Raw genomic sequence first — 23,803 nt, 5'->3', positions numbered from 1 at the left:
ATAATCAGACCTACATCTCTAAAATAAGCATAACATATTTATTACTTAACCTTCTTATCAGTCTCTCCATTTTTGTACCCAAGCAAATCAAGGTAAAACGCATACTGCAAAGCTGTCTCTTTATAGCGACGGAAACGACCCGAAGAGCCACCGTGACCTGCTTCCATATTGGTATTGAATAACAACTGATTTTCATCGGTCTTCAATTCGCGTAACTTTGCCACCCATTTCATTGGCTCAAAGTATTGCACCTGGGAATCATGTAGCCCAGTGGTTATCAACATATTGGGGTAATCCTGAGCTTTCACCTGGTCATAGGGAGAATAGGAAAGCATATATTCATAACTATCCTTATTATTAGGATTGCCCCACTCGTCATACTCATTAACAGTCAGGGGAATTGACTCATCAAGCATGGTAGTTACCACATCAACAAATGGCACCGCCGCAGTAACTCCCCGGTACAAATCCGGCTCCATATTGACTACCGCGCCCATCAACAGCCCCCCGGCACTGCCACCTGAAGCAAAGATCTTATCAGGGGCGCCATATTTTAATTTCCCCAACGCCTTGGTAACATCGATAAAATCAGTGAAAGTATTCTTTTTATTGAACATCTTTCCATCTTCGTACCAGGCACGCCCCAACTTTTGGCCGCCACGAATATGGGCAATAGCAAATACAAAACCTCGGTCAAGCAAAGACACCACTGAAGAGCGGAACCAGGGATCAATGGTATTACCGTATGAGCCATAGGCATATTGCAGTAATGGATTAGAGCCATCTTTCTTAAATTTATCTTTACGATAAACCAAGGATACCGGCACTTTAACACCATCGCGTGCCGCTACCAGGATACCCTCGCTCTGATAGTGCTCTGGATCAAAACCGCCCAGAACTTTGTCTTGCTTAAGCAATTCCAAATCGCCACTATCCAGCTTGGCTTCATAAACACTATTTGGTGTCGTTAAACTCGAATAAGATACTCGAACACTCTCTGAGTCCAAGTTTGGATTTGAACTCAAGCCCAGTCTGTATACTGGATCATTAAACCCGACTTGAAGGTCCTTATTATTCTCTAAATTGATAATTCGGAGGCCCGTTTGTCCCGCTTTTCGTTCTATTACTGCCAGATGATGATCAAATAAAGTGAAATCTTCCAACAAAACCTTACTACTATGAGGTATTACTTCCTGCCAATTAGACTTATCTGCTGCGTCATCCATGTCAACCTTCATAAGGCGGAAGTTTTCAGCTTGCCAGTTAGTCATGATATAAAAATCATTCCCTAACTTTAGCGCTGAATACTCATGGTCCTCTTCCCGGGGATATAAGGGAGTAAAATCAGCAAGAGGGGTGTTCGCATCCAGGATTGACTGGCCACTGCTAGTTGTAGAACTGTGGTGAATGCGTATCAGATCTCCATCCCGGGATTTGGAAATCCACGTATAGAAAGCCTTATCCATTTCTTCGTAAACAACAACATCTTCACTCTGCGGCGTACCCAACTTATGGCGCATTACCTGATAGCCGAGCAGAGTTTGATGGTCTTTATTGATATAGAAGACAGTTTGGTTATCGTTTGCCCAAACGGCAACTGGTGAAGCATTCTCCAATTTATCTGGCAGCATCTCACCGGTCTTTAAGTCCTTGAAGCGAATCGTGTAAACACGGCGCCCAACACTATCTTCAGGATATGCTACCAATTGATTACTGGGAGAAACCGCCAGGCGCCCTACACTAAAGTAGCCGTGGCCTTCAGCCAGCATATTCACATCCAGCATAACCTCTTCAGGTGCTTCCTGGGTCCCTTTACGTCGCGCGTGGATCGCGTATTCTTTCTCGGGAAGATAGCGGCTGTAATACCAGTAGCCATTATAATAAACAGGAACCGTTGATTTATCTTTCTCCAGACGGCCAGTCATTTCCTCAAAGAGTAATTCCTGTAACTCTTTGGTGTGATGCATTACCGAATCGGTATAAGCATTTTCTGCTTCCAGATGAGCAATAACATCTGGCGCCTTACGTTCATCATCGCGCATCCAATAGTAATTATCGATACGCTCATGGCCATGCATAACCATTTTATGAGGCACTTTCTTGGCTACTGGAGCGGAAGCCTGCTCGCTAAACAAGGTTTTGTCCTCTGCTACTTGATTATTTTCTGTCTCGCCGCATCCCGCCAAACCAAGAGCGAATAATAATGTCGCCGTAGTTTTCTTCATAAAAACGTCTCTCCAATGTATGCTTTTTTATCCACTGATACTTTTTATTATGATTAGGTTAAATCATCAATAAGCCGCATCGCATCCTGAGCTCCAAGGTTTTTCTTTTCTGGGTTAGCATTCCCTTCTGCTTGCCCTGGCCGCGCTGGCTGACTTTTGGAACCCACTGAAACTGTCACTACACGAGCCATTGCTTGATAAGGATACCCTGAGTTGAACGCAAGTCCGCCAACAGGCTTCCAGCCCTCATTGAGCATTCGGGTCACTTCCTCCTCCAAACTTGAAAAACCAGTTTTCCCGACGGCAACTTTATATTCTGCTCTCTTCACACCTACTCCTACTTTGTAGCTTCGCTCACGCCCTAAACATCGCCTCTAGACTATTAATTAATATTTGAATCTAGCTAACAACTGAGGGTACCCCCTAGATCATTCCACAATATCTCGGCAAACCCTTTATTAAAAATACCGCGAGATTACATACAGACTCCCGAGGTTGGAAATCTATTACTATCATTTTTTTACTAGCCCGCCGCAAACGGAATCTATCAGGCCAAGATCAACCAGCTCATCCCCGCTATTATCAGCGATGCCGTCACACTAAGTATCGCGCCCTCTCGAACCATATCCTGTATACGTACTTTACCGGTTCCATACGCAATCGCATTAGGCGCTGTAGCTACAGGCAGCATAAATGCACAACTGGCACTCATCGCCGCAGGTATCATCAGCACCATGGGCTCAAAACCCGCTGAAGTGGCGGCTACAGCTAAAATTGGCATAAGTAGAGTTGCCGTAGCTGTATTGCTGGTTATCTCTGTCAGGAAGGTCACACTAAAGCATAGAATTACCAACAACAACCACAGTGGCATCGCCGTCAGGAAAGAAAGACCGTTGCCGAGCATATCGCTCAGTCCGGAACTGGAGAAACCTTTTGCTAGTGCTATACCTCCGGCAAAAAGTAACAACATTCCCCAGGGGATCGTCTCTGCCGTCTGCCAATCGAGCAGACGGCCTCCCTTACCGTTAGGCACTAGAAACATAGCGACAACGGCTGCTAGAGCCACGGTTCCATCACCGGCAGCATCAATACCTATCAATTCGCTCCAACCGCCAAACGGTGCATTGCGAGTAACCCATAGGAGAATTGCCACACCGAAAACCATCAAGGTTCGCTTTTCCTCTTGCCTCCACTCTCCCACTTGAGGGGGCTCAATGTTATTTTTCAGATGCACATGACGGGTCAGCCAGAGGGCCATTATAGGCAGCGTCACCAAAGCAACTGGGACTCCTATTTTCATCCAACCCAAGAAGCTAAACTCTCGTCCGGTTACTTCCTCGTATATTCCCATAAAAATAACATTGGGCGGCGTGCCCAGAGGAGTACCCACCCCCCCCAGACTTGCGGCGTAGGCAATACCCAGGATCAGGGCAATACTTAAGCGCTCGTTGTCGATCTTACTGAGAATCGCCAAGGCTATAGGCAGCATCATCAATGTGGTAGCGGTATTGGAAATCCACATGCTCAGGAAGCCTGCCGCCAACATAAATCCGAGCACCAGCCTGCGGCCGCTGGAGACCCCCACAATACTCAACATATACAGGGCAAGGCGCTCGTGAGCCCCACTTTTCTCCAGGGCCTTGGACAAAATAAAGGCCCCCATCAGTAACAGAATGACATGACTTCCCAAGGAAGCTGCCACCTCCCGATGATCCGCCACTCCAAATAGAGGCAAGAGGACAAAAGGCACCAGTGACGTTGCGGGGATTGGAAGTGCTTCCGTTATCCACCAGATCACTGTTAACAAGGTAATTGCAGCAGTTACTGCCGGTAGATACTGCATCCCCAACGCTGATAAAAAGAAATAGAAGGCCACAGCAAAAAGAGGCCCCAAAACTATAAAGCGCTGCCGCGCGATTGACATACCTGCCCCCAACTACTCAAGGGTTTAATTTTTATTAGCTTGAATCTTAGGGGGGTGTAAACCCCTCGGCCAAGATGGACAATAAAAATACAAGAAACTTGCCCTTTTGCGCAGACCTATAACCAAGAAATTATTCAAAATTCAAAGCACCCACATTTTCTCTTATCCCTACCACCACCTAAAGTTGGCGCTCACTTACTAGCAGATCCTTGCTAAAAGGAGGTTAATAACTTTCAGCTGAGGCGGTACAAGTGTAAAATAAGCAGATTGGTACAAACTACTTAAACTCTGCTATATGTCCCATTTGAATACATAGATATCGCGAATCTATGACCAATCGTTAGTTTTCTTTTATTGAGGTACCCCTTGAGACGCATCACACTCCTATCCCTGTCCATTCTCGCATTGGCATCAGGTGCCAACACTTATGCTTCAGAAAAGCCCTTTTATGCCAAAGCTACACTGGGCTATATGAGCTTTGATACCAGAGCCCGCTATACAGAGAGTGAAGACCTTAATTCGACTGAATATAGCTTTACTCTTGGCTACCGCATAAATGACTATTTAGCTGTCGAAGGTGGTGTGGTGAATTTGGGAGAGGTTCGCCAGGAGTATAAAGGTGATGAGGAATTCTATTATTCGGACTATTATCGAGGCCAGGATGTAAATGTAGTTTATAACCATACTTACGAATGGAACAGTAAAACCGACTATAAATCCTACAGCCTGGGACTTGCTCTCACCCAGAAATTCCAGCAAAACTTCAATGCTGTTGTTCGCTTAGGTGTACACCAGTGGTGCGCGAATCGAAGCGGTCAAGCACAAAGGATAGGTACTCTTAGCTACTACGAAAACGACGGTATTTATGATGTCTATATAATGTCGGAACCCTACGAAATCAGCTACAGCACAGATAGCTCCACAGACGGCTCGGACCTCTACTATGGTGCAGAGATATCCTGGTCTACTGGTACTTGGGATATTGGCCTTGAACACACCATCTATGAAGTCGAGGAGGAAAAGGCCGATTTTACTGCGCTGGGAGTAACTTACAACTTCTAGTCCGGGTCGTAAGGCCCCAAGTGTAGGTAATCACTAACATTTAGGGCCTGCTTTGGTACATATAGAGTCTCCCCCTTAGCCCAAAAGCCATCTCCCCTGTACATCTCGCTGGCATCCGTCAAACTATCGCCCACAATAGCTAGTAGTAGAATGAGGGCGGAAAGGAATCATGAGCACTATACCCAATACCGTGGAAGTCCTGGAGAAGCTCCGCTGGAATGCTCACCTGTGCAAACACAGCCACTTTCGAGCCTCTATGAAGGGGCGCAATTTGCATGTGCTTTGCGGGGTGCCCATCGTTGTCGTCAACTTATTCCTCGGTTCGCTTTTCTTCTCCTTGATCAATGCGGAGCTGCCTGATTGGACCAAGTGGAGTGGTGCGGCGCTGGCCCTGCTGGCCGCGCTATTGGGCGGTGTGCAAACTTTCTTCAATTTTAAAAAGAACTATGAGGGACACCGGCAGGTAGGCAACGAGTACCTTGCAATCGCCAGGGAGTGCGAGCGGCTGATCGCCCTTTACTTCGACGATATCCTGGATCTTGAACATCTATCCAAGAAGATCTCAGAACTGAATACACGCTACAGCGAAATCAACCAGCGAGCGGAAGAGTTTATTGTGTCAGATAAGGTATACAGGCAAGCGGTGCATATCCAGAATCAAAAGGCCAACCGGGAGCCCTCTCTGGTAGAGCAGATGCGTAATCGCCAGGCCGCTGCGCAAAGAGTCGCCGAGGAGGCTCTCGAAATCGCAGAGAGCAGCCACTAACTCCCCCATCAATACCGCAGTACTTTCTTGGGGAAGTTGTGACTTCCCCACTTCCTATAGCAACAAACCGAAAAATGCAGACAGATCACAGTAGTCATCAACCCAGCACAGACAGTTACCCATTATGCTATTTAGCCACCGATATCGGTACACCGAGCAATGTCGGCGGCCTATTTCGTATCGCCGATGCACTCGGCGTAGAGAAAATTTATTTAACCGGTGAAAGCCTGGTTCCACCTAATTCCAAAATTCGGAAAGTTTCCCGGTCTACAGAAAAGTACGTTCCCTACGAATATCACTCATCTGCAGTCAATATCGCGCAAACCTTAAAAAATAAGGGCTATCGATTAATTTGCCTGGAGATTGCCTCAAATAGCGTCGAACTCAAAGATACCCCCGTTTCCAAAGGGAATAAAATATGTTTGGTATTGGGTTCTGAAAAGGATGGGGTCAACCCTGAACTTCTGGAACTGGCAGATGCTGTGGTACACATACCTATGCAGGGTATCAATTCTTCAATGAATGTTACTTCCGCCTGCGCTATAGCGACCTATGCTTTGTTGGAAAAAATTTAATCGGGCACTTTGACCATTATATTTTTCTGATTAACATAATCGGGATCACCGCCCAACCTTTTATTGCAGTTCAATCCATTAATTGCCTGGATCTCCGCATTGCTTAAATTAAAATCAGATATTAAGAAGTTATTGCGTATATGATCCAGGCTTTCCGCCTTGGGAATAACTATGCGATGCTGCTGGATATTCCACTTAAGGATAACCTGCCCCGAAGTCACCCCGTGATTTTTCGCAATATCCACAATTACTGGATCTATGAGAGGTTTTTCATGAGCCTCGACACCGCTCCATGTAGATCCCGACCCCAAAGGAGACCAGCTGCAAATCGCAATTTTATGGAACTGGCAATAATCTACTAAAGGCTGCTGAGTGAAGTAGGGATGCAGTTCAATTTGATTACAAACTGGGCGCACTTCCGAGAAAGTCGCCAGTTGTTCAATATCAGATTTACGAAAGTTTGACACTCCCAGGGCCCGCACTTTTTTCTGCTGGTAAAGCGCCTCCATTGCACCCCAGGTCTCCCGGGTATAGGCCGGCATAGGCCAATGGATCAGATATAGGTCTAGGTATTCCAGCTGCAAGCGCTCCAGGCTACGGGCACATGCATCGTGAGTTTTATTAGTTCCCTGCTCCGTATCCCAAACTTTACTGGTAATAAAAAGCTCTTCCCTCGCTAAGCCGGATTCTTTGATCGCTCTTCCCAGAGCTCGCTCATTTCCATAGACCGATCCTGTGTCAAAATGACGATATCCCACAGACATGGCTTTCAAGATAACTTCTGTTACATACTCATCATCCTGCTGCCAGCTGCCAATCGCAGCCATTCCCATGCCGAGCTGAGGTATCTCTACACCGTTATTCAATTCGAGAAAATACATAATCAATATCCTTTCAGACTACTGAGCGGTAAATCAGCAAGGACCAAGAGGGAATAGAACCGGGGTCACATTTATTTCGCTGAGTGTAGGCCGTACAGAAGTCAACGCGTAGAAAACAGCGAACTCACGCCAACTCCTGACTGCTAATCACTCACCACACAATAAAAAGAAACTAATTTTCTAAGTTCAGTAAATATAAGCAATTATTTTGGAGGAAGTGAGCCCGCAAATACCGCTCCACGACTGACCCAGTTATCCAAATTCTCTGCGACAGCATCTTCTTCCACATACACCATGCCTTTTAAGGGGCGCCCGGTGTAATCCATAGGCCGGGTATAGCGTTCGGCCAACGCAGTTTGATACTCATCGGGCCCAACCCGGACCATCAACTCCTCTCCAACAACCCCACAGGCCATATTGCCATTCAACATAAAAGCGAGACCTCCAAACATCTGCTTTTCACTGAGGCCTTCATTTCCCTGAAGTAATTTGCGCACTTTTTCAGCCAGAGTTTCGCTGTACGCCATAGTTTTCTCCTTAATCACTTTTACCAGGCAGGAATACCCCCTCAGAAACTGCTTTTTTCTGAAAAGGTTAAAAACGATGAAATTTGAAAAGAATCGAGCGGAATTAAATGTGAACCCTAATCCCAACAAGACATTGGATGGAGCAATGAGCAAGTAAACTGCAAATACAACAGATAACTGCACCATAGCAAAAACGTTATTTCGAATAATCGTTTAAGTATAGCAGTAGCTGAAGTTTCTACTTTAAGGAAGGGAAAAAATACGCCAAGAAATGAAAGGGCTGAAAATATTACAGAAATATTTCTATTTTTACTAAAGATTTTGGTGACCTGAAACGGCCACCACAATCTTTACGCGTACCTCGGCAGGCAAAAACCGAGGGAATGACTTGTCTTAGTCGACAAACACCCGCGCGTTGCGGAACAAGCGCATCCAGCCGGAATCTTCTTTCCACTCATCTGGATGCCAGCTATTGCTGACAGCTCGAGCAACACGCTCAGGATGCGGCATCATAATAGTCACGCGGCCATCCTCAGAACTCAGGGAGGTAATACCATTTACCGAGCCGTTGGGGTTGGCCGGATAAGTTTGGGTAATTTCCCCTTTGTTATTCAGGTAGCGCATCGCGATAGTGCCGGAAGCTTCACACTTCTCCAGCGCCTGCTGGTCAGCAAACTCCACTCGCCCCTCACCATGAGCAACGGCAACCGGCATGTAAGTACCCGCCATACCTTTAAACAACACGGAAGGTGAGTCCTCAATGCCCACCAGTGCGAAGCGCGCTTCATACTGCTCAGAGAGGTTGCGCACAAAGCGCGGCCAGTGATCAGCACCTGGAATCAGCTCTTTGATCACTGAGAACATCTGGCAACCGTTACACACCCCCAAGCCGAAGGTATCGTTGCGATTGAAGAAGCCCTCAAACTGATCGCGGGCACGATCGTTAAACAGGATGGTTTTAGCCCACCCCTCACCAGCACCTAGTACGTCTCCGTAAGAGAAGCCACCACAGCCCACCAAACCTTTGAACTCATCCAACGCTACACGGCCAGACAGGATGTCACTCATATGTACGTCGACAGCGTTAAAGCCAGCGCGGTGGAAAGAGTGCGCCATTTCCACTTGGCTGTTCACACCCTGCTCTCGCAGTACAGCAACTTTCGGGCGAACACCTTTAGCGATATAGGGTGCGCTGATATCGTCGTTGATATCGAACGTGAGGTTTACTGTCAGGCCCGGGTCTTCTTTGGCGATTGCAGCAAATTCCTGCTCGGCGCACTCGGCGTTATCGCGCAGGGATTGGATACGGAAGCTGGTCTCTGACCAGATCTGCTGCAATTCAGCGCGAGAGCGCTTGAAGATTTCAACACCGTTATTGGTGATGCACAGGTGTTCGTTATTGTTCAGGTAACCGATCTTGTGGGTGGGTACACCCACAGCGGCAAAGCGCTGTACCAGCATATCCGCTTCACAGGCGGGAACCTGCAATACCGCACCCAGCTCTTCACTGAACAGCGCCGCAATCGGGTCTTCACCCAATTCGTAGATTTCCACATCCATACCCACGCGGCCGGCAAAGCCCATTTCCGCCAAGGTTGTAAACAGACCGCCGTCAGCGCGGTCGTGGTAGGCCATGATCAGGTCTTCATTCAGAGCCTGCTGTACCACCTCGAAGAAACCTTTCAGCTTCTTGGCATCGTCCAGGTCTGCGGGCTTGTCACCCAGCTCGTTGTAGACCTGCGCCAGACAGGAGCCGCCCAAGCGATTTTTGCCGGCACCCAGATCGATAAACAGTAACTCACTCTCACCTTTATCGGTGCGCAGCTGCGGTGTCACTGTCTTGCGGACATCAGTTACCGGAGTAAAGGCAGAAATTACCAGAGACAGCGGTGCAGTAACCGATTTCTGCTCGCCCTCTTCCTCCCAGGCAGTGCGCATAGACATGGAGTCTTTGCCCACCGGGATGGTAATGCCCAATTCAGGACACAACTCCATACCCACCGCTTCTACGGTTCGATAAAGTTTTTCCTCTTCACCCGGATGGCCCGCTGCACACATCCAGTTGGCGGAGAGTTTGATATCGGACAGTTGCTTCACTGGGGTACAGGCGATATTGGTAATTGCCTCACCCACTGCCAGGCGGCCCGAGGCCGGTGCATCCAGCAATGCCACCGGGGTGCGCTCACCCATAGACATGGCTTCGCCGGCGTAGCTGTCATAGGCAACGGTAGTTACCGCGCAATCGGCCACCGGCACCTGCCAGGGACCGACCATCTGATCGCGGGAAACCTGACCGGTTACAGTGCGGTCACCGATAGTGATCAGGAAGCTCTTGCTAGCCACTGTGGGCAGGCGCAGCACCCGCTCAGCCGCTTCATTCAGGTCGATATCTGCTGTGGAAAATGCCTTATTTTCCACCTGGCGAGTTTCTGCTTCACGGTGCATGCGCGGCGGCTTGCCAAACAACACCGACATCGGCAGGTCCACAGGCTTGGATTCAAACTTCTTGTCATTTAACAGCAGGTGCTTGTCTTCGGTAGCTTCACCGACAACGGCGTAAGGCGCGCGCTCGCGCTCACAGATTTTCTCGAAGCGCTCCAGGTCTTCCGGCATAACCGCCAGTACATAGCGCTCCTGGGATTCGTTACACCAGATTTCCAGCGGGCTCATACCCGGCTCATCACAGGGCACATTGCGCAGTTCAAAATTACCGCCGGTACCGCCATCTTTCACTAGCTCGGGGAAAGCATTGGACAAACCGCCCGCACCCACATCGTGGATAAAGGCAATGGGATTGCTCTCACCCAGCTGCCAACACTGGTCGATCACCTCTTGGCAGCGACGCTCGATTTCCGGATTTTGGCGCTGTACTGAAGCGAAATCCAGATCTTCAGAACTGGAGCCGCTGGCCATACTGGAGGCTGCACCGCCACCGAGGCCAATCAACATGGCCGGGCCACCCAGCACTACCAGTTTGGCGCCAGGGGAAAACTCGGGCTTGTCTACATGCTCTTCGCGGATATTGCCGTAACCACCAGCCAACATGATCGGCTTGTGATAGCCGCGACGCTCGCCATCGAAATTTTCTTCAAAGGTACGGAAGTAACCGCAGATATTCGGGCGGCCAAACTCATTATTAAATGCTGCACCACCGATCGGGCCTTCGATCATAATATCCAGAGCGGTAACAATACGCTCAGGCTTGCCATAGTTGGCTTCCCAAGGCTGCTCCCAGCCGGGAATGCGCAAATTGGAAACCGTAAAACCGGTCAGGCCCACTTTCGGTTTGGAGCCACGGCCAACTGCACCTTCGTCACGAATTTCACCACCGGCCCCGGTACCAGCACCGGAGAAAGGAGCAATCGCGGTAGGATGATTGTGGGTTTCCACTTTCATCAGCAGATGAATGGCTTCAGTGCTGAAACCGTATTCCTTGCTGTCAGGATCCGGGTAGAAACGCCCCGCTTCGCTACCAGTAACGACGGCTGCATTATCCGCATAGGCGGACAACACATTGTCCCCCCCCTTCTGGTAGGTATTCTTGATCATGCCGAACAGGGAGTGCGGCATTTCTTCGCCGTCGATGGTCCAGGAGGCATTGAAGATCTTGTGGCGGCAGTGCTCGGAGTTTGCCTGGGCAAACATCATCAGCTCTACATCTGTGGGATTGCGCTCCAGCTCTTGGAAACTGGTGAGCAGGTAATCAATCTCATCTTCGGCCAAGGCCAAGCCCAAGGTGACATTGGCATCTTCCAGAGCTTCGCGACCGCCCTCGAGAATATCCACACCGCGCAACGGGCGCGGCGCTTCTTCCACAAATAATTGCTCAGCTTGAGCAAAATCGGTGAATACCGCTTCAACCATACGATCGTGTAAGCGGGAGGCCAGCACAAGGCGTTCAGCTTCAGTTAACTCGACACCGGTAACGTAGTAGGCGATGCCACGCTCCAGGCGATGAACTTTGTTCAGGCCAGTGTTATGAGCAATGTCAGTAGCCTTGGAAGACCAGGGAGAAATTGTGCCCGGACGCGGCACTACCAGGATCAACTCGCCTTTCGGCTCGTGCTTTTCCTCGGTTGGGCCGTATTGGAGCAATCGCTCCAGCAGGGCCATCTCCTGGTTATCCAGTGAGTCGCTGTCTGCAAAGTGAACGAACTCAGCGTAGAGATCGTCGATGGTCGGTTGCAGCGCGCGCAGTTGATTGAGCAGGTTTTTATGGCGGAATTTCGACAGTGCAGGAGCACCACGCAGAACTAACATTGCGGGAGATAGCCTCTTGTCTAAATGAGAAAGATTGCGCGAATGGGATTTCGCACAAGGCCCCGGAAATTTGAGAGGCGCAATTGTACCTGAAGCATCGCCACTCCAACACACCCGCCCAACACTTGGGTACACATGAACTAATTAGTAACCTGAATGTTCAAAAGACCAGCAAGCTTGGCTGTAAATAAACCAACTTTGTATCAAAGTCAGGTTCGTCTACCTAAGTCTGTAATGCTTTGCAAGCGTGCAGATCACAGTGTTCAAAAGACAAACTGGGCAGATTGTCGTCAAATAATGTAAAATTGGCGGACTGCGTCAAATTTTGCCCTCGTATTTGAGAGCGAAATCGACATACAGGGCCTTAGGCACAACAGCAAAAAAACCAACGGACTAGCTAGAGAGGACAGCCTATGATGATGAAAAGCCGTATGCTGCGCTACGTCCGCCGTGTGTGCAAAGGGATCGCCTTGTCCTGCTGCGCCTCCCTGCTGGTTGCCAGTAAAGCACCGAATACACTCGAGCGTGTCAAAGCCACCGGTGAATTGGTTGTCCTGTCACAAAACGGCCCCACCACTTATTACGAAGACGCCTCCGGCAACCCGACGGGCTTTGAATACGGCATGCTGCGTGCATTTGCTGAGGAGCTGGGGGTGAAATTGGTAATTCGCGACGTGCACGATCTGGACGAAATGTTCGATCAGCTGCGCGACCCGGAGGGTGGTGCGCACTTCGCGGCTGCCGGCCTCACGGTAACTCCAGAGCGTCGCGAACAAGTCCGCTTTACCCCATCCTATTTTGAGATTCGCCAACAGGTTATCTACCGAGTTGGCGAACAGCGGCCGCGCAAAACTAGCGATCTCGAAGGAAAAAAGGTCGCCGTCATTGCCGGTAGTGCTCACGCAGAAGAAATGAAGAAACTCTCCACCCGCTATACCGAGTTGGATTGGGAGGAAGTCTCCGACGTGGACGCCATGGAATTGGTGGAGATGGTGCAGGAAGGAAAATACAATTATGCAATTGTGGATTCCAACGCTTACGCAGTTCACCGCGGCCTTTACCCAAACACTGCAGTTGCGTTCAACCTCACCCAATTCCAACCGGTTTCCTGGGCCTTCCCACAAAGTGATGACGACAGCCTATATCGCAGTGCACGCCGCTTTATGTTGCGCGCCAATACCAATGGCATGATTGCCCAGTTGCGGGAAGAATTTTTCGGCCACGTCAGCGACCTAAATGTGGGCGGCGCCAAAGCCTTTGCCAAGCGCAGCCGCGAGCGCCTGCCCCAGTGGCGCGGCACCATGCAAAAGGTTGCCGACCAATATGACCTCGACTGGCACTTACTCGCGGCCCTCAGCTACCAGGAATCCTATTGGAATCCGCGTGCCCGATCTCGCACCGGTGTACGCGGCCTGATGATGCTGACTCTGAACACCGCAAAAGATCTCGGTGTAAACCGCCTAAACCCCGAAGAGAGCATTGAGGGTGGTGCCCGCTATATCGTACAAATCCGCAACAAACTGCCGGATCGCATTCGCGAGCCCGACAGAACCTGGATGGCACTGGCTGCCTACAACGTAGGCTATGGCCACCTTGAGGATGCCCGGGTACTGACAGAACGAATGGGCGGCAATCCAGATCTTTGGCCCGATGTGCGCGAACACCTGCCCCTTCTGGCCAAGCGTCAGTATTACAAGACCACCAAACACGGCTATGCCCGAGGCTGGGAACCGGTGACTTATGTACAGAATATCCGCCACTATCAAGCCCTTCTGAGCTGGAGTAGCCGCATTGAGGAACAACGACTGGCCGCAGCCAATGATGAAAACGGCGGGATCCTTGCTGAGAACAGCGCAGTGAATTCCGAAGCCAGCGCCGCCCCCGCTCTCTAATCCCCCTCTAGGCCAGCTTAGCCTGGCCGAAGAAAGCCCCAAATATCTCCACCTTAATCTATATTCATCTGGTCCCGGTTGGAGTGCCTGAGCGATGGATAATCCAGATACGGTAAGAGAGATCGAGCAGTTTATTGACTACCTCGTGCAGGCCGGGGTGTACTGCAGAGAAGACGAACTGGAAAGTGTCTACCACCGGGAAATGGAGGTCTTCATACTAGATCCTTCGGACCGGGTCACGGTGGCAGACAAAACGGCCTTCATCAATATGTTTAAAGCCAAGCGTGACGCGGGTGAACTACCTCTCAACGACTGGAAAAAAATTCACCACATAGTGGCAAATGAAAACAGTGCTTTAGTAATCTTCTCGCGAAAAAACAATTTGGCTGGCCAGGAGCAACTGTTAAAACTGGCGATAGATTTGGTGTATGAAGATGGGCGCTGGCAGGTCACGCGGGAAGTTATATTTCTAGAGCCAGCACTTCCTGGTTCAAGCTAGAAATACTCCTTACTCTCAATTGCTTTTAATCTGCTTCCCGAAAACCTGCCAGATTCCTCAAAAGAGCTCTAGGTAAAAACTGCAAATCCTCAGGTTCATCAATATCCGCAAGCACATCCAATTGCTGACACCGCATATCACATTCCAGTAATCGCTCCAGGGTTTGCTGGGCAACGACTTCAGTACTCCAACATATATCTTCAAACAAGCGAGAATGCAGGTACTTCAAGCCCAACAGGGTGTAGCCACCATCATTTGCGGGATACATAACAGAGTCCGTATGCACTAGCGCCACAGCTGCGGCTCGGATTCTTTCTGCATTTAATGCCGGACAATCTGTCCCCAATAAAAAGAGCCCCTGGCCAGCGGCATAAGAACTTTTCGCAGCCCGCCACAAGCGCTGACCGAGATCACCTTCTGACTGGCTGTATAGCTTTACCCCCTGAGGCAACTTGAACTCCTGCCAAAAAGGGTGCCTGGAGTTAGGCGCAACATGCAGCTCGACAGGGCCCAGATTCGCCTTAACCGCTTCTGCCAATGTATCCTGCAATAACTGTAATGCGAGAGCGGCTGCGCCCTTCTCTCCCAAAGTAGGAACTAGCCGAGTTTTTGCATACCCTGGCAACGGAGCCTTAGCCATCACTACAAGACGCATGGGCGGCAATAGAAAACTACTCATAGCGTTTTGCCAAACTCTCTGCTGATACGCCCCGCCAGTAATCAAAACGCAATCGCCACATCAATAAAATGGTTCTCAATACGCCGTACTTTTCCCAGCGACGCCCTGAGGTTTCTACTTTTTCACGAGAACAATAGGGCCAGTAATAACTGCGCAAACGGCGACTCAGCGCAATATCTTCCATCAACGGCTGCGCAGGGAATCCACCGATAGTTTCGAACAAACCACGGCGCACAAAAATGGCCTGATCCCCTGTAGCAATACCACTAAAACGAGAGCGTAAATTAACTAAAGTCGCAATCAAGGGAAACCAAAAACTGTGTCCGACAATTTGCATATTAAAACGCCCCCAGTGGGCATTCTCCTTTTCGAGGTTTGTGATGGACTTGAGGGCATCTGCGGGTAGACGGCTATCGGCATGCAAAAACACTAACCACTGACCTTTAGCCATTAACGCACCGGCATTCATCTGAACCGCCCTACCCCGAGTGGCGTGGAGCAGCTGCAAATCAGACTGCTCTAGGATCTCAACACTACCATCGGTACTGCCGCCGTCTACGACAATAACCTCACAATCTTCCTGCACGCTCAATTGCTGCAAGTGCTCCAGTAAAGAGGCTATGTGTTCCTTTTCATTTAATAGAGGAACTATCACACTGAATTGCATTAGTTGCGCCTCCAGCGGTTAAAAACCTCTAAGAAACGTAAAATAGCTGCTGGTGCGTGAGCACGTTTCCAATTGCCCGCGACAAATTTATTGGCTTCACTCATAGTGGGATAGATATGGATGGTTGAGAGAATTTTATTCAACCCCAACCCATGCTTCATCGCTAAAATAAACTCCGCAATTAGTTCTGCAGCATTTTCCCCAACAATAGAAACACCTAGTATTTTATCTTTTCCCGGCACCGTAAGGACTTTGACAAATCCTCGCCGCGCACCATCGACTATAGCTCGGTCCAAATGCTCGATATCATAGCGGGTTATCTCGTAATTCACTCCCTGCTCACTAGCAGTTTTTTCAGAAAGGCCTACAGTCGCCACTTCCGGATCGACAAATACAGCACTGGGAACCAGAGAGTAGTCTACGGCAAATTTTTTAATATCACCAAAAAGGGCATTTACCGCTGCATACCAAGCTTGGTGTGAGGCCATATGGGTAAATTGGTATGGCCCTGCCACATCCCCAGCTGCAAGGATATGTGGATAGCGAGTTCGCAGGTAGCCATCAAGTTTCAACCTGCCATTATCCAGCAAGTCCAGGTTCTCGAGACCTTCGTCGGTTACTTTCGCCTTTCTGCCGAGAGCTAGTATCACCTCATCAAACTCGAGCTTAACCCTATCGCCCTTATTTTCTACAATGAGTATGCCTCCTTCTCGATCAGGAACACCTTCAAACTCAACAGCTTCGTGGTCTGTCAAAATTTTAACGCCATCCAGAGTAAGCGCCTCAGCGACGGCCGCAGATACGTCAGCATCCAACTCCAATAATATAGTGTCGGACCTCTCCACCAGAACCACTTCCGAACCCAACCTGGCCATGGCTTGTGCCAGCTCACAACCAATAGCTCCCCCACCCAGTAATACCAGCCTGTGGGGAGGGTTTTTTAACTGAGAAAACCGCTCCCATAAAGTATCACTGGTGAGGTAATTCACTTGATCGAGCCCAGGAAAAGGCGGAACACTCGGCTCGGCGCCAGTGGCTAGTACAATAGCCCTTGCCGTCAGGGTTTTCTCCCCTCCACTATTTAATTGGGTTTTAACTGTCCAGGGATCGATAAGCTCTGCAGTTCCCTTGAGCACTTCAACCCCCAGCTCGTTATAGCGCTCCACACTATCATTGGGTTCAATAGTTTTAATCGACTCCTTGATATGTTGCATAACCCGGGGAAAATTAATTGTTGGCTCATGGAGTACAACCCCAAACTCGCCCGCACATCTTGCCCTATGGACCTGTCGCGCACACATAATCAATGCTTTACTGGGTACACAGCCGGTATTGAGACAATCTCCCCCCATTTTACCTGCTTCGATCAAAGTGACTTTTGCTTTTATCGCCGCAGAGATGTAAGCCGTAACCAGGCCCGCCGCACCACCACCAACGACAATTAAGTTACGATCAAACTTCTTAGGTTTCTGCATAATTAGATCATCCAGCCTGACGCCTGCGCTTAAGCCAGTTGAGCGCATATTTTGCAATTAAGGGAAACACACCCAATAGAACAAAAGACAATAATAGTGGCAAAGATAAAATATCCTTGAGATTTTCCACTCTCATCAACTGGGTGCCGGCATTTACGTAAACTATCGTACCCGCCAGCATTCCGAGCTGACTAACCCAGTAGAAAGTCCAGGCTTTAATATGGGTGAGCCCCATCAGGATATTAATTAGGAAAAAAGGGAAAGCCGGCACCAATCGCAGCGCAAAAAGGTAAAATGCCCCCTCCCGCTCAATTCCCTTATTGACGACTTGAAGCCGCTCTGAGAAACGCCCCTGAATATAGTCCCGGAATAAATATCGAGCCATTAAAAAGGCCAGGGTGGCACCGATACTGGAAGCAAACGAAACGATTACAGTACCCCAGAAAAGACCGAACAATGCGCCGGCTGCAATAGTTAGAATTGCTGCCCCGGGAAGTGATAAGCCAGTCACCAAAATATAGAAGACCAGAAACAAAAATCCGACTAAAAGCGGCGACGACATCTGCCAGCGCTTAAAGTCCTCCGCTCCAGCCTTTAACTTTTCCAGGCTCAACCAGTGGTGCAGATCAAGCGCGTAGAAAGCCACCACCAATACGACTATAGCGGCTACTAACAGGATTTTTTTACTCATCGTTTTCAGGTTCCATCCGCCATAACAGAAAGCTAGAGAGCCCCACCACAACTACTGCCCTGCCCGGCTGTACAACCATAACAGTGATCTGCAACGCAAATTGCCGATCCCTTCAGATCCATCTCGATTAAATCTCGCAAATGTAATCGGCCGGGAATAGGCATATTGAGTTGTTGGTTAAAATCGCAATCAAATAGGTTTCCCTGCCAATCGACGCTAACCAAGCTGCGACACATAACATCAGCGAGATTATCCGCACTGTAACTGTCTTTAAGTAGCGCCATATAATCGTGAAACTGCCCCTTGGAAACCAACATGGAACCAAAACGCTTGATTGGCATATTGGCGAGAGCGAACAAATGATTAAATTTAATGGAGAAGTGGTTTGCCAACTCTCTTCGATAGTCCGCCTCCAAAGCACTTTGCTCCGGGGGTAAAAAGGGTCCCTGGGGGTTATAAACCAAGTTAAGCTCTAAGCCACTGCCGGGCTTGCCGTAGCCCAATGCATTTAATTTTTGTAGCGCGGCAATACTCTTATCGAATACCCCTTTACCTCGTTGCTTATCAACATTATCGATTGAGTAACACGGCAGGGAGGCAACGACCTCAACCTGGTTTTCAGCGAGGAATTCTGCGGTATCTTCCTGGCCCGGCTCAAAAAGAACTGTCAGGTTGCAGCGATCTATTACATGTACTCCTCGCTCACGCGCCCCTCTTACAAGGGATCGAAAGCCCCAGTGCAATTCCGGGGCCCCACCAGTCACATCCAGCACACGGGGTTTACGGACCGTGAGAACCTCCAATAACAGCGCCAAATTTTCGTCCGACATCATCTCGGTTCGATTAGGCCCAGCATTGACGTGGCAGTGTAAACAGCGCTGATTACAACGGTAGCCAATATTGACCTGCAAGGTCTCAATGGCCCCCCGGTGCAGAGAGGGGAAGTCCGATAGCTCCAGCAGGGGTAAGGTCTCACGCATCGATATCACTGCTCCATTTCTTCAAGCTCTGGTTCTGTCGGAGCAAGCAGTGGTTTTATTACAGCTTGTGTCTCCTCAGGCATAGCTTCGAGCGGAGTCACCAGACCGCTCAACAGTGCTGTATGAGCGGAGGACTCCGGTTGCTCAGCGCCTAAAATACGTATAGCTTCCATCGCAATCTGCTGCGCGCGCGCGGCATTTTGCTGAAGATTAGCAATCGCTATCTCTGCGGTTACCGCCTCCTCACGAGGGTGCCAACAATCGTAGTCAGTAGCCATGGCCAGCGTGGCATAGGCAATTTGTGCCTCCCGGGCCAACTTGGCCTCAGGCATATTGGTCATACCGATGACCGACGCCCCCATACTGCGATACCAGTGGGACTCGGCACGGGTGGAAAACTGGGGGCCCTCGATACAGATATAACTGCCGCCCCGGTGTAACTCAATTGGCTGCTCTGCCTGGGTCAGCGTGAAAGCACGCGCCAAACTATCAGCGACAGCAGGGCATACAGGATCGGCCATGGACACATGGGCAACCGCACCATCTCCAAAAAAGGTACTTTGCCGCCGGCGAGTCATATCAATGAACTGATCGGGGATTAACATATCCAGCGGCCGTACCTCTTCCTGTAGGGAGCCCACAGCTGAGAGAGATAGGATGTAGCGCACGCCCAGCTGGCGCAGGGCATGGATATTTGCCTGATAAGGTACTTGGGAAGGGACCAGGTGATGATTGCGACCATGACGGGCCAAGAAAGCTACTGGCACACCTGCAAGCTTACCGCAGACAATGGCATCCGAAGTCCTGCCAAAGGGAGTGTCGATATGGACCTCCTCCACCTCAGTCAACCCCGGCATATCGTACAGACCACTACCTCCAATCACCCCAATCAATGCCCTGGTCATATCCGCTCCTAAACAGTTGGTTTTCGGCAGTATAGGAGTGGGGGCAAGTCGTGTATATCACCAGCGACGATAAAGGAAACTTAGAAAAGCCGTGGCATCTCTATTACCTATACCCTGGCCGCTAAAATTTTACAGGTAAGCTAGAGTTATTCTTCAGAATTTAGATCAATAGAACGTCACGATTTACAGCTTACGATAATGAATTTCTATCCACCACATTAAGAGCTGACAGTTAATAATCATCGACACAGAAAAGGCAATATTCTCCTAGCAAAACCCAACAAAGTCTTTTCTTAATTGATAGATATGAAATTGAATTTTAAAGAGGCCACTACAGCTCAGCCCGACACCATGTAGCAACATAAAAAAGGGAGCAAAAAACTCCCTTATTTTTATTCCAAAAAAAATAATCGCATCGCACCCTAGTTCTTTCGGCTACATCAAAGGCCCGGCAAAAGATCTCGGCAGAGTCTGACGCTTGCCATCATAGAGATAAGAAAGCATATCCAAATCCCCAGCACTGGGATTCCAGGTAGAACTATTCACCTGATTGGCCGATATTTTACAGCCTCCCTCACGAGTGTTTTTTACAATCCCCAGTGCCCTTGCCTGGTCGTCATACATCATGATTGAATTTCCATCAAAAGCAGAATTGTGTGTTAAAAACCGGGTGAGAGTTTGCACCCGAGTTTGCTTTTGCAAGGAGTCCAGTGTGTTCTTCACTGACAGAGGTGCATCGGCACGCATGTGTTCGTGGGCCAAACCCAGTGTATGACCGATTTCATGGGGAAGGGAGGCAATCGCAGCTCTATTGGATTTCCAATCTACACCACAATATTGATCGGTTTTATTGGTAAACCCTACTGTCGCACTACTGCGGTCGTCCTTAATGGTAACCACTCCACGGCCTGCCGCTCCAACCTGCAGGAACTTAATCGCTGCAAATCTGAACTTTCGATAAATGCAAATTTCCCAATGAGATATAGCCTTTTTTACCGAATTAACATAACCGGAATCTAAATTGGAAGGCACGTAATATTTCACCACACCATTCGGCCAAACCCCACCTACCTCTTCATTTCTATCCAAAGAAAATCCACCAAAGTCTATCTTATAGGATATTTTTCGAATATTTTTATCTATAGCTAGCCCCATGCTGACGCACCTCCTGAAAAGTTATTTTCGCTGCCATAACGAGAACCAACACTGCCGCACCAAATTCGGCAAGTCAAAATTCACCCCACAGAAAGAGAAAACAAAAAGAGGGAAGAGATCACAAAAAACCTTTTCCTAACACCAAAACCAAAATCGATTTCTGTAATAAAAAATATTCAAATATTTTCAGCAAACAACCAAAAGAACCAGGAACTACAAGAAAAACCTTACAAAACGCAGACTTACGTGGCTTATAGATAGAAGTAAAAAAATGAAGAGAGAATGAAAATCAACTTTCAGCGAAAAAAAGAAAACTTAACAACAGATAAAACTGTAAACACCATGAAAATGTAAAGATAGGTAAAACTATTTACTGGGGGAGCCCAGCGCAACCCTGCCTAATCTGACCCGACTTTATACAGCCATAAAAAAAGCCACCCAATGGGTGGCTTTTTTGAAAACTAAAAGTTGGCAATTACTTACCAGCCAGTAATTTCCTTCAGAGCGTCGCCGATCTGAGCCAGGGAGCGCACGGTTTTAACACCAGCGTCTTCCAGAGCAGCGAACTTCTCGTCAGCGGTGCCTTTACCACCGGAGATAATCGCGCCCGCGTGACCCATACGCTTGCCGGGAGGAGCAGTTACACCAGCGATGTAGGAAACTACAGGCTTGGTAACATTTTCCTTGATGTAAGCAGCTGCTTCTTCTTCAGCAGTGCCACCGATCTCACCGATCATAACGATTGCTTCGGTCTGCGGATCGTTCTGGAACATTTCCAGGATATCGATGAAGTTGGAACCCGGGATGGGGTCACCACCGATGCCCACACAGGTGGACTGGCCAAAGCCGTAGTCGGTGGTTTGCTTAACCGCTTCATAGGTCAGGGTACCGGAACGGGAAACGATGCCCACTTTACCTGGCTTGTGGATGTGACCTGGCATAATACCAATCTTGCACTCACCCGGAGTGATAACACCCGGGCAGTTCGGGCCGATCAGGCGCACGCCCAGCTCATCGCACTTCACTTTAGCGTCGAGCATATCCAGAGTCGGGATACCTTCGGTGATACAAACAATCAGCTTGATACCAGCGTTGGCCGCTTCCAGGATGGAATCCTTACAGAAAGGCGCAGGTACGTAGATTACGGAAGCTTCAGCGCCGGTCTTCTCTACCGCTTCTTTAACGGTGTCGAATACTGGCAGGCCCAGGTGAGTCTGGCCGCCTTTACCCGGAGTTACACCACCAACCATCTTGGTGCCGTAAGCAATCGCTTGCTCGGAGTGAAAAGTACCCTGGGAGCCGGTGAAGCCCTGACAGATTACTTTAGTGTCTTTGTTAATCAATACTGACATGATTATTTACCCTCCGCAGCTTTAACCACTTGCTGAGCCGCATCGGTCAGACTGGTAGCCGCGATAATGTTCAGGCCACTGTCGCTCAGAACCTTGGCGCCCAGATCTGCGTTGTTACCTTCCAGGCGTACAACAACCGGTACTTTAACGCCAACTTCTTTTACTGCGCCCACAACGCCTTCGGCGATCATGTCACAGCGAACGATACCACCGAAGATGTTGATCAGTACGGCTTTTACGTTCTCGTCAGACAGGATGATCTTGAACGCTTCAACAACGCGCTCTTTGGTCGCGCCGCCGCCAACGTCCAGGAAGTTAGCTGGCTTGCCGCCGTGCAGGTTTACGATGTCCATGGTACCCATGGCCAGACCAGCACCGTTTACCATGCAGCCGATGTTGCCATCGAGAGCTACGTAGTTCAGGTCGAACTTGGCAGCGTGCGCTTCACGGGAATCTTCCTGGGAAGGATCGTGCATTTCGCGCAGGTCAGCGTGGCGGTACAGCGCGTTGCTGTCGATTACCACTTTGGCGTCCAAGCAGTGCAGGTTGCCTTCGGTGGTGATTACCAGCGGGTTGATTTCCAGCAGGGCCAGATCTTTTTCCTGGAACATTTTTGCCAGGCCGAGGAAGATCTTGGTGAACTGCTTAACCTGAGTCGGGTTCAGGCCCAGCTTGAAAGCCAGCTCGCGCGCTTGGTAAGGCTGAGCGCCTACCAGCGGATCGATGGTGGCTTTCAGGATTTTTTCTGGAGTCTCTTCCGCTACTTTCTCGATCTCAACGCCGCCTTCGGTGGAAGCCATGAAAACGATACGACGGGTGGAGCGGTCAACAACGGCGCCAAGGTACAGTTCTTGGTCGATGTCAGTGCAGCTTTCAACCAGGATACGGGAAACCGGCTGGCCATTTTCGTCTGTCTGATAAGTTACCAGACGCTCGCCCAGCCACTTCTTGGCAAACTCTTCAATCTCTGCCTTGGAATCTACCAGCTTTACACCGCCAGCCTTACCGCGGCCACCAGCGTGTACCTGGGCCTTTACTACCCACTTATCACCGCCAATTTCGTCAGCCGCTGCTGCTGCCGCTGCCGGGGTTTCCGCTGCAATGCCTTTGGAAACCGGCAATCCGTATTCCGCAAACAGTTGTTTGCCCTGATACTCATGCAAGTTCATAGTCAATACCAATTCACATATAAAATGTGTTTACTAATTGCAGATCACTCTGCACCTAAAAGAGAAATTTAAAATTTCCGTCGTTGCAAATTTCAAATTCCACAAATGAAACCGGGGCG

Annotated in this window: 20 protein-coding genes; 5 read left to right on the top strand and 15 right to left on the bottom strand. The window is 49.3% G+C overall.

All coding sequences use genetic code 11. The features are described 5' to 3' along the window. Positions 1-41: 41 nt before the first annotated feature. The 3 genes from ACJJI3_RS22635 to ACJJI3_RS22625 form a co-directional block, all read right to left on the bottom strand. Entirely contained in the window at positions 42-2,225 is a 2,184-nt protein-coding gene (locus tag ACJJI3_RS22635; protein WP_444940995.1) for a S9 family peptidase, read from the bottom strand. A 53-nt stretch (positions 2,226-2,278) separates the two neighbouring features. Beyond that, positions 2,279-2,554 carry a hypothetical protein gene (locus ACJJI3_RS22630; RefSeq protein ID WP_282933802.1) on the bottom strand — a complete coding sequence of 92 codons (276 nt, stop codon included), beginning with the start codon at positions 2,552-2,554 and terminating at the stop codon, positions 2,279-2,281. Positions 2,555-2,772: 218 nt separating this feature from the next. Beyond that, positions 2,773-4,149, bottom strand: coding sequence for an SLC13 family permease (locus tag ACJJI3_RS22625; RefSeq protein ID WP_444940994.1), 1,377 nt, complete (start codon positions 4,147-4,149; stop codon positions 2,773-2,775). 366 nt (positions 4,150-4,515) lie between these two features. Here ACJJI3_RS22625 and ACJJI3_RS22620 point away from each other — a divergent pair, with 366 nt between their 5' ends. The 3 genes from ACJJI3_RS22620 to ACJJI3_RS22610 all read left to right on the top strand — a co-directional run bounded on the left by ACJJI3_RS22620 (position 4,516) and on the right by ACJJI3_RS22610 (position 6,552). Further along, a complete protein-coding gene (locus ACJJI3_RS22620) occupies positions 4,516-5,211 on the top strand; it encodes an outer membrane beta-barrel protein (protein ID WP_444940993.1) in 696 nt (231 codons plus the stop codon). Positions 5,212-5,380: 169 nt separating this feature from the next. Beyond that, positions 5,381-5,977 carry an SLATT domain-containing protein gene (locus ACJJI3_RS22615; RefSeq protein WP_413662971.1) on the top strand — a complete coding sequence of 199 codons (597 nt, stop codon included), beginning with the start codon at positions 5,381-5,383 and terminating at the stop codon, positions 5,975-5,977. 74 nt (positions 5,978-6,051) lie between these two features. Continuing rightward, positions 6,052-6,552 (top strand): TrmH family RNA methyltransferase, encoded by a 501-nt coding sequence (locus ACJJI3_RS22610; RefSeq protein ID WP_444940992.1) that lies wholly within the window; start codon positions 6,052-6,054, stop codon positions 6,550-6,552. On the opposite strand, the gene ACJJI3_RS22605 is transcribed toward ACJJI3_RS22610, so the two are convergent. From ACJJI3_RS22605 to purL, 3 genes are all read right to left on the bottom strand, one after another. Next, a complete protein-coding gene (locus ACJJI3_RS22605) occupies positions 6,549-7,433 on the bottom strand; it encodes an aldo/keto reductase (RefSeq protein ID WP_444940991.1) in 885 nt (294 codons plus the stop codon). The two genes, ACJJI3_RS22610 and ACJJI3_RS22605, sit on opposite strands and share 4 nt — an antisense overlap. A gap of 203 nt (positions 7,434-7,636) precedes the next feature. Next, entirely contained in the window at positions 7,637-7,960 is a 324-nt protein-coding gene (locus tag ACJJI3_RS22600; protein ID WP_444940990.1) for a TfoX/Sxy family protein, read from the bottom strand. Between the two features lie 393 nt (positions 7,961-8,353). Beyond that, positions 8,354-12,220, bottom strand: coding sequence for a phosphoribosylformylglycinamidine synthase (gene purL, locus ACJJI3_RS22595; protein ID WP_444936443.1), 3,867 nt, complete (start codon positions 12,218-12,220; stop codon positions 8,354-8,356). Positions 12,221-12,633: 413 nt separating this feature from the next. Here purL and mltF point away from each other — a divergent pair, with 413 nt between their 5' ends. Both mltF and ACJJI3_RS22585 read left to right on the top strand, forming a co-directional pair. Further along, the gene (gene mltF, locus ACJJI3_RS22590; protein WP_413662975.1) at positions 12,634-14,112 is read left to right on the top strand and encodes a membrane-bound lytic murein transglycosylase MltF; all 1,479 of its coding nucleotides are present in this window, start codon (positions 12,634-12,636) and stop codon (positions 14,110-14,112) included. A 94-nt stretch (positions 14,113-14,206) separates the two neighbouring features. After that, on the top strand, positions 14,207-14,611 hold the full coding sequence (locus tag ACJJI3_RS22585; RefSeq protein WP_444940989.1) for a hypothetical protein: 405 nt from the start codon (positions 14,207-14,209) through the stop codon (positions 14,609-14,611). 25 nt (positions 14,612-14,636) lie between these two features. Here the strand turns inward: ACJJI3_RS22585 and ACJJI3_RS22580 are convergent, their stop codons facing one another. From ACJJI3_RS22580 to sucC, 9 genes are all read right to left on the bottom strand, one after another. Further along, positions 14,637-15,290, bottom strand: coding sequence for a TIGR04282 family arsenosugar biosynthesis glycosyltransferase (locus ACJJI3_RS22580; RefSeq protein ID WP_444940988.1), 654 nt, complete (start codon positions 15,288-15,290; stop codon positions 14,637-14,639). Next, entirely contained in the window at positions 15,283-15,957 is a 675-nt protein-coding gene (locus ACJJI3_RS22575; protein ID WP_444940987.1) for a TIGR04283 family arsenosugar biosynthesis glycosyltransferase, read from the bottom strand. Before ACJJI3_RS22575 ends, ACJJI3_RS22580 begins: the two co-directional genes overlap by 8 nt. Next, the gene (locus tag ACJJI3_RS22570) at positions 15,957-17,432 is read right to left on the bottom strand and encodes a dihydrolipoyl dehydrogenase family protein (protein ID WP_444940986.1); all 1,476 of its coding nucleotides are present in this window, start codon (positions 17,430-17,432) and stop codon (positions 15,957-15,959) included. The genes ACJJI3_RS22575 and ACJJI3_RS22570 overlap by 1 nt, the downstream gene beginning before the upstream one ends. A 7-nt stretch (positions 17,433-17,439) precedes the next feature. After that, on the bottom strand, positions 17,440-18,123 hold the full coding sequence (locus ACJJI3_RS22565; RefSeq protein ID WP_444940985.1) for a TVP38/TMEM64 family protein: 684 nt from the start codon (positions 18,121-18,123) through the stop codon (positions 17,440-17,442). 32 nt (positions 18,124-18,155) lie between these two features. After that, entirely contained in the window at positions 18,156-19,103 is a 948-nt protein-coding gene (gene arsS / locus ACJJI3_RS22560; RefSeq protein WP_444940984.1) for an arsenosugar biosynthesis radical SAM (seleno)protein ArsS, read from the bottom strand. Positions 19,104-19,108: 5 nt separating this feature from the next. Further along, complete coding sequence (gene mtnP, locus ACJJI3_RS22555; RefSeq protein WP_282933816.1) at positions 19,109-20,008, bottom strand: S-methyl-5'-thioadenosine phosphorylase; 900 nt, start codon at positions 20,006-20,008, stop codon at positions 19,109-19,111. Positions 20,009-20,443: 435 nt separating this feature from the next. Then, positions 20,444-21,163: a M12 family metallopeptidase gene (locus tag ACJJI3_RS22550; protein ID WP_444940983.1), complete on the bottom strand. Its 720-nt coding sequence runs from the start codon at positions 21,161-21,163 to the stop codon at positions 20,444-20,446. A 479-nt stretch (positions 21,164-21,642) separates the two neighbouring features. Continuing rightward, the gene (sucD, locus tag ACJJI3_RS22545; RefSeq protein WP_108734154.1) at positions 21,643-22,515 is read right to left on the bottom strand and encodes a succinate--CoA ligase subunit alpha; all 873 of its coding nucleotides are present in this window, start codon (positions 22,513-22,515) and stop codon (positions 21,643-21,645) included. Positions 22,516-22,517: 2 nt separating this feature from the next. Next, positions 22,518-23,684, bottom strand: a complete 1,167-nt coding sequence (gene sucC, locus ACJJI3_RS22540; protein WP_282933818.1) for an ADP-forming succinate--CoA ligase subunit beta — start codon at positions 23,682-23,684, stop codon at positions 22,518-22,520. Between the last annotated feature and the right edge of the window lie 119 nt (positions 23,685-23,803).

The organism is Microbulbifer maximicatervae (SeqCode), assembly GCF_052466985.1.
The sequence above is the reverse complement of the archived record's forward strand: the minus strand, read 5'-3'. Positions and strand labels throughout refer to the sequence as shown.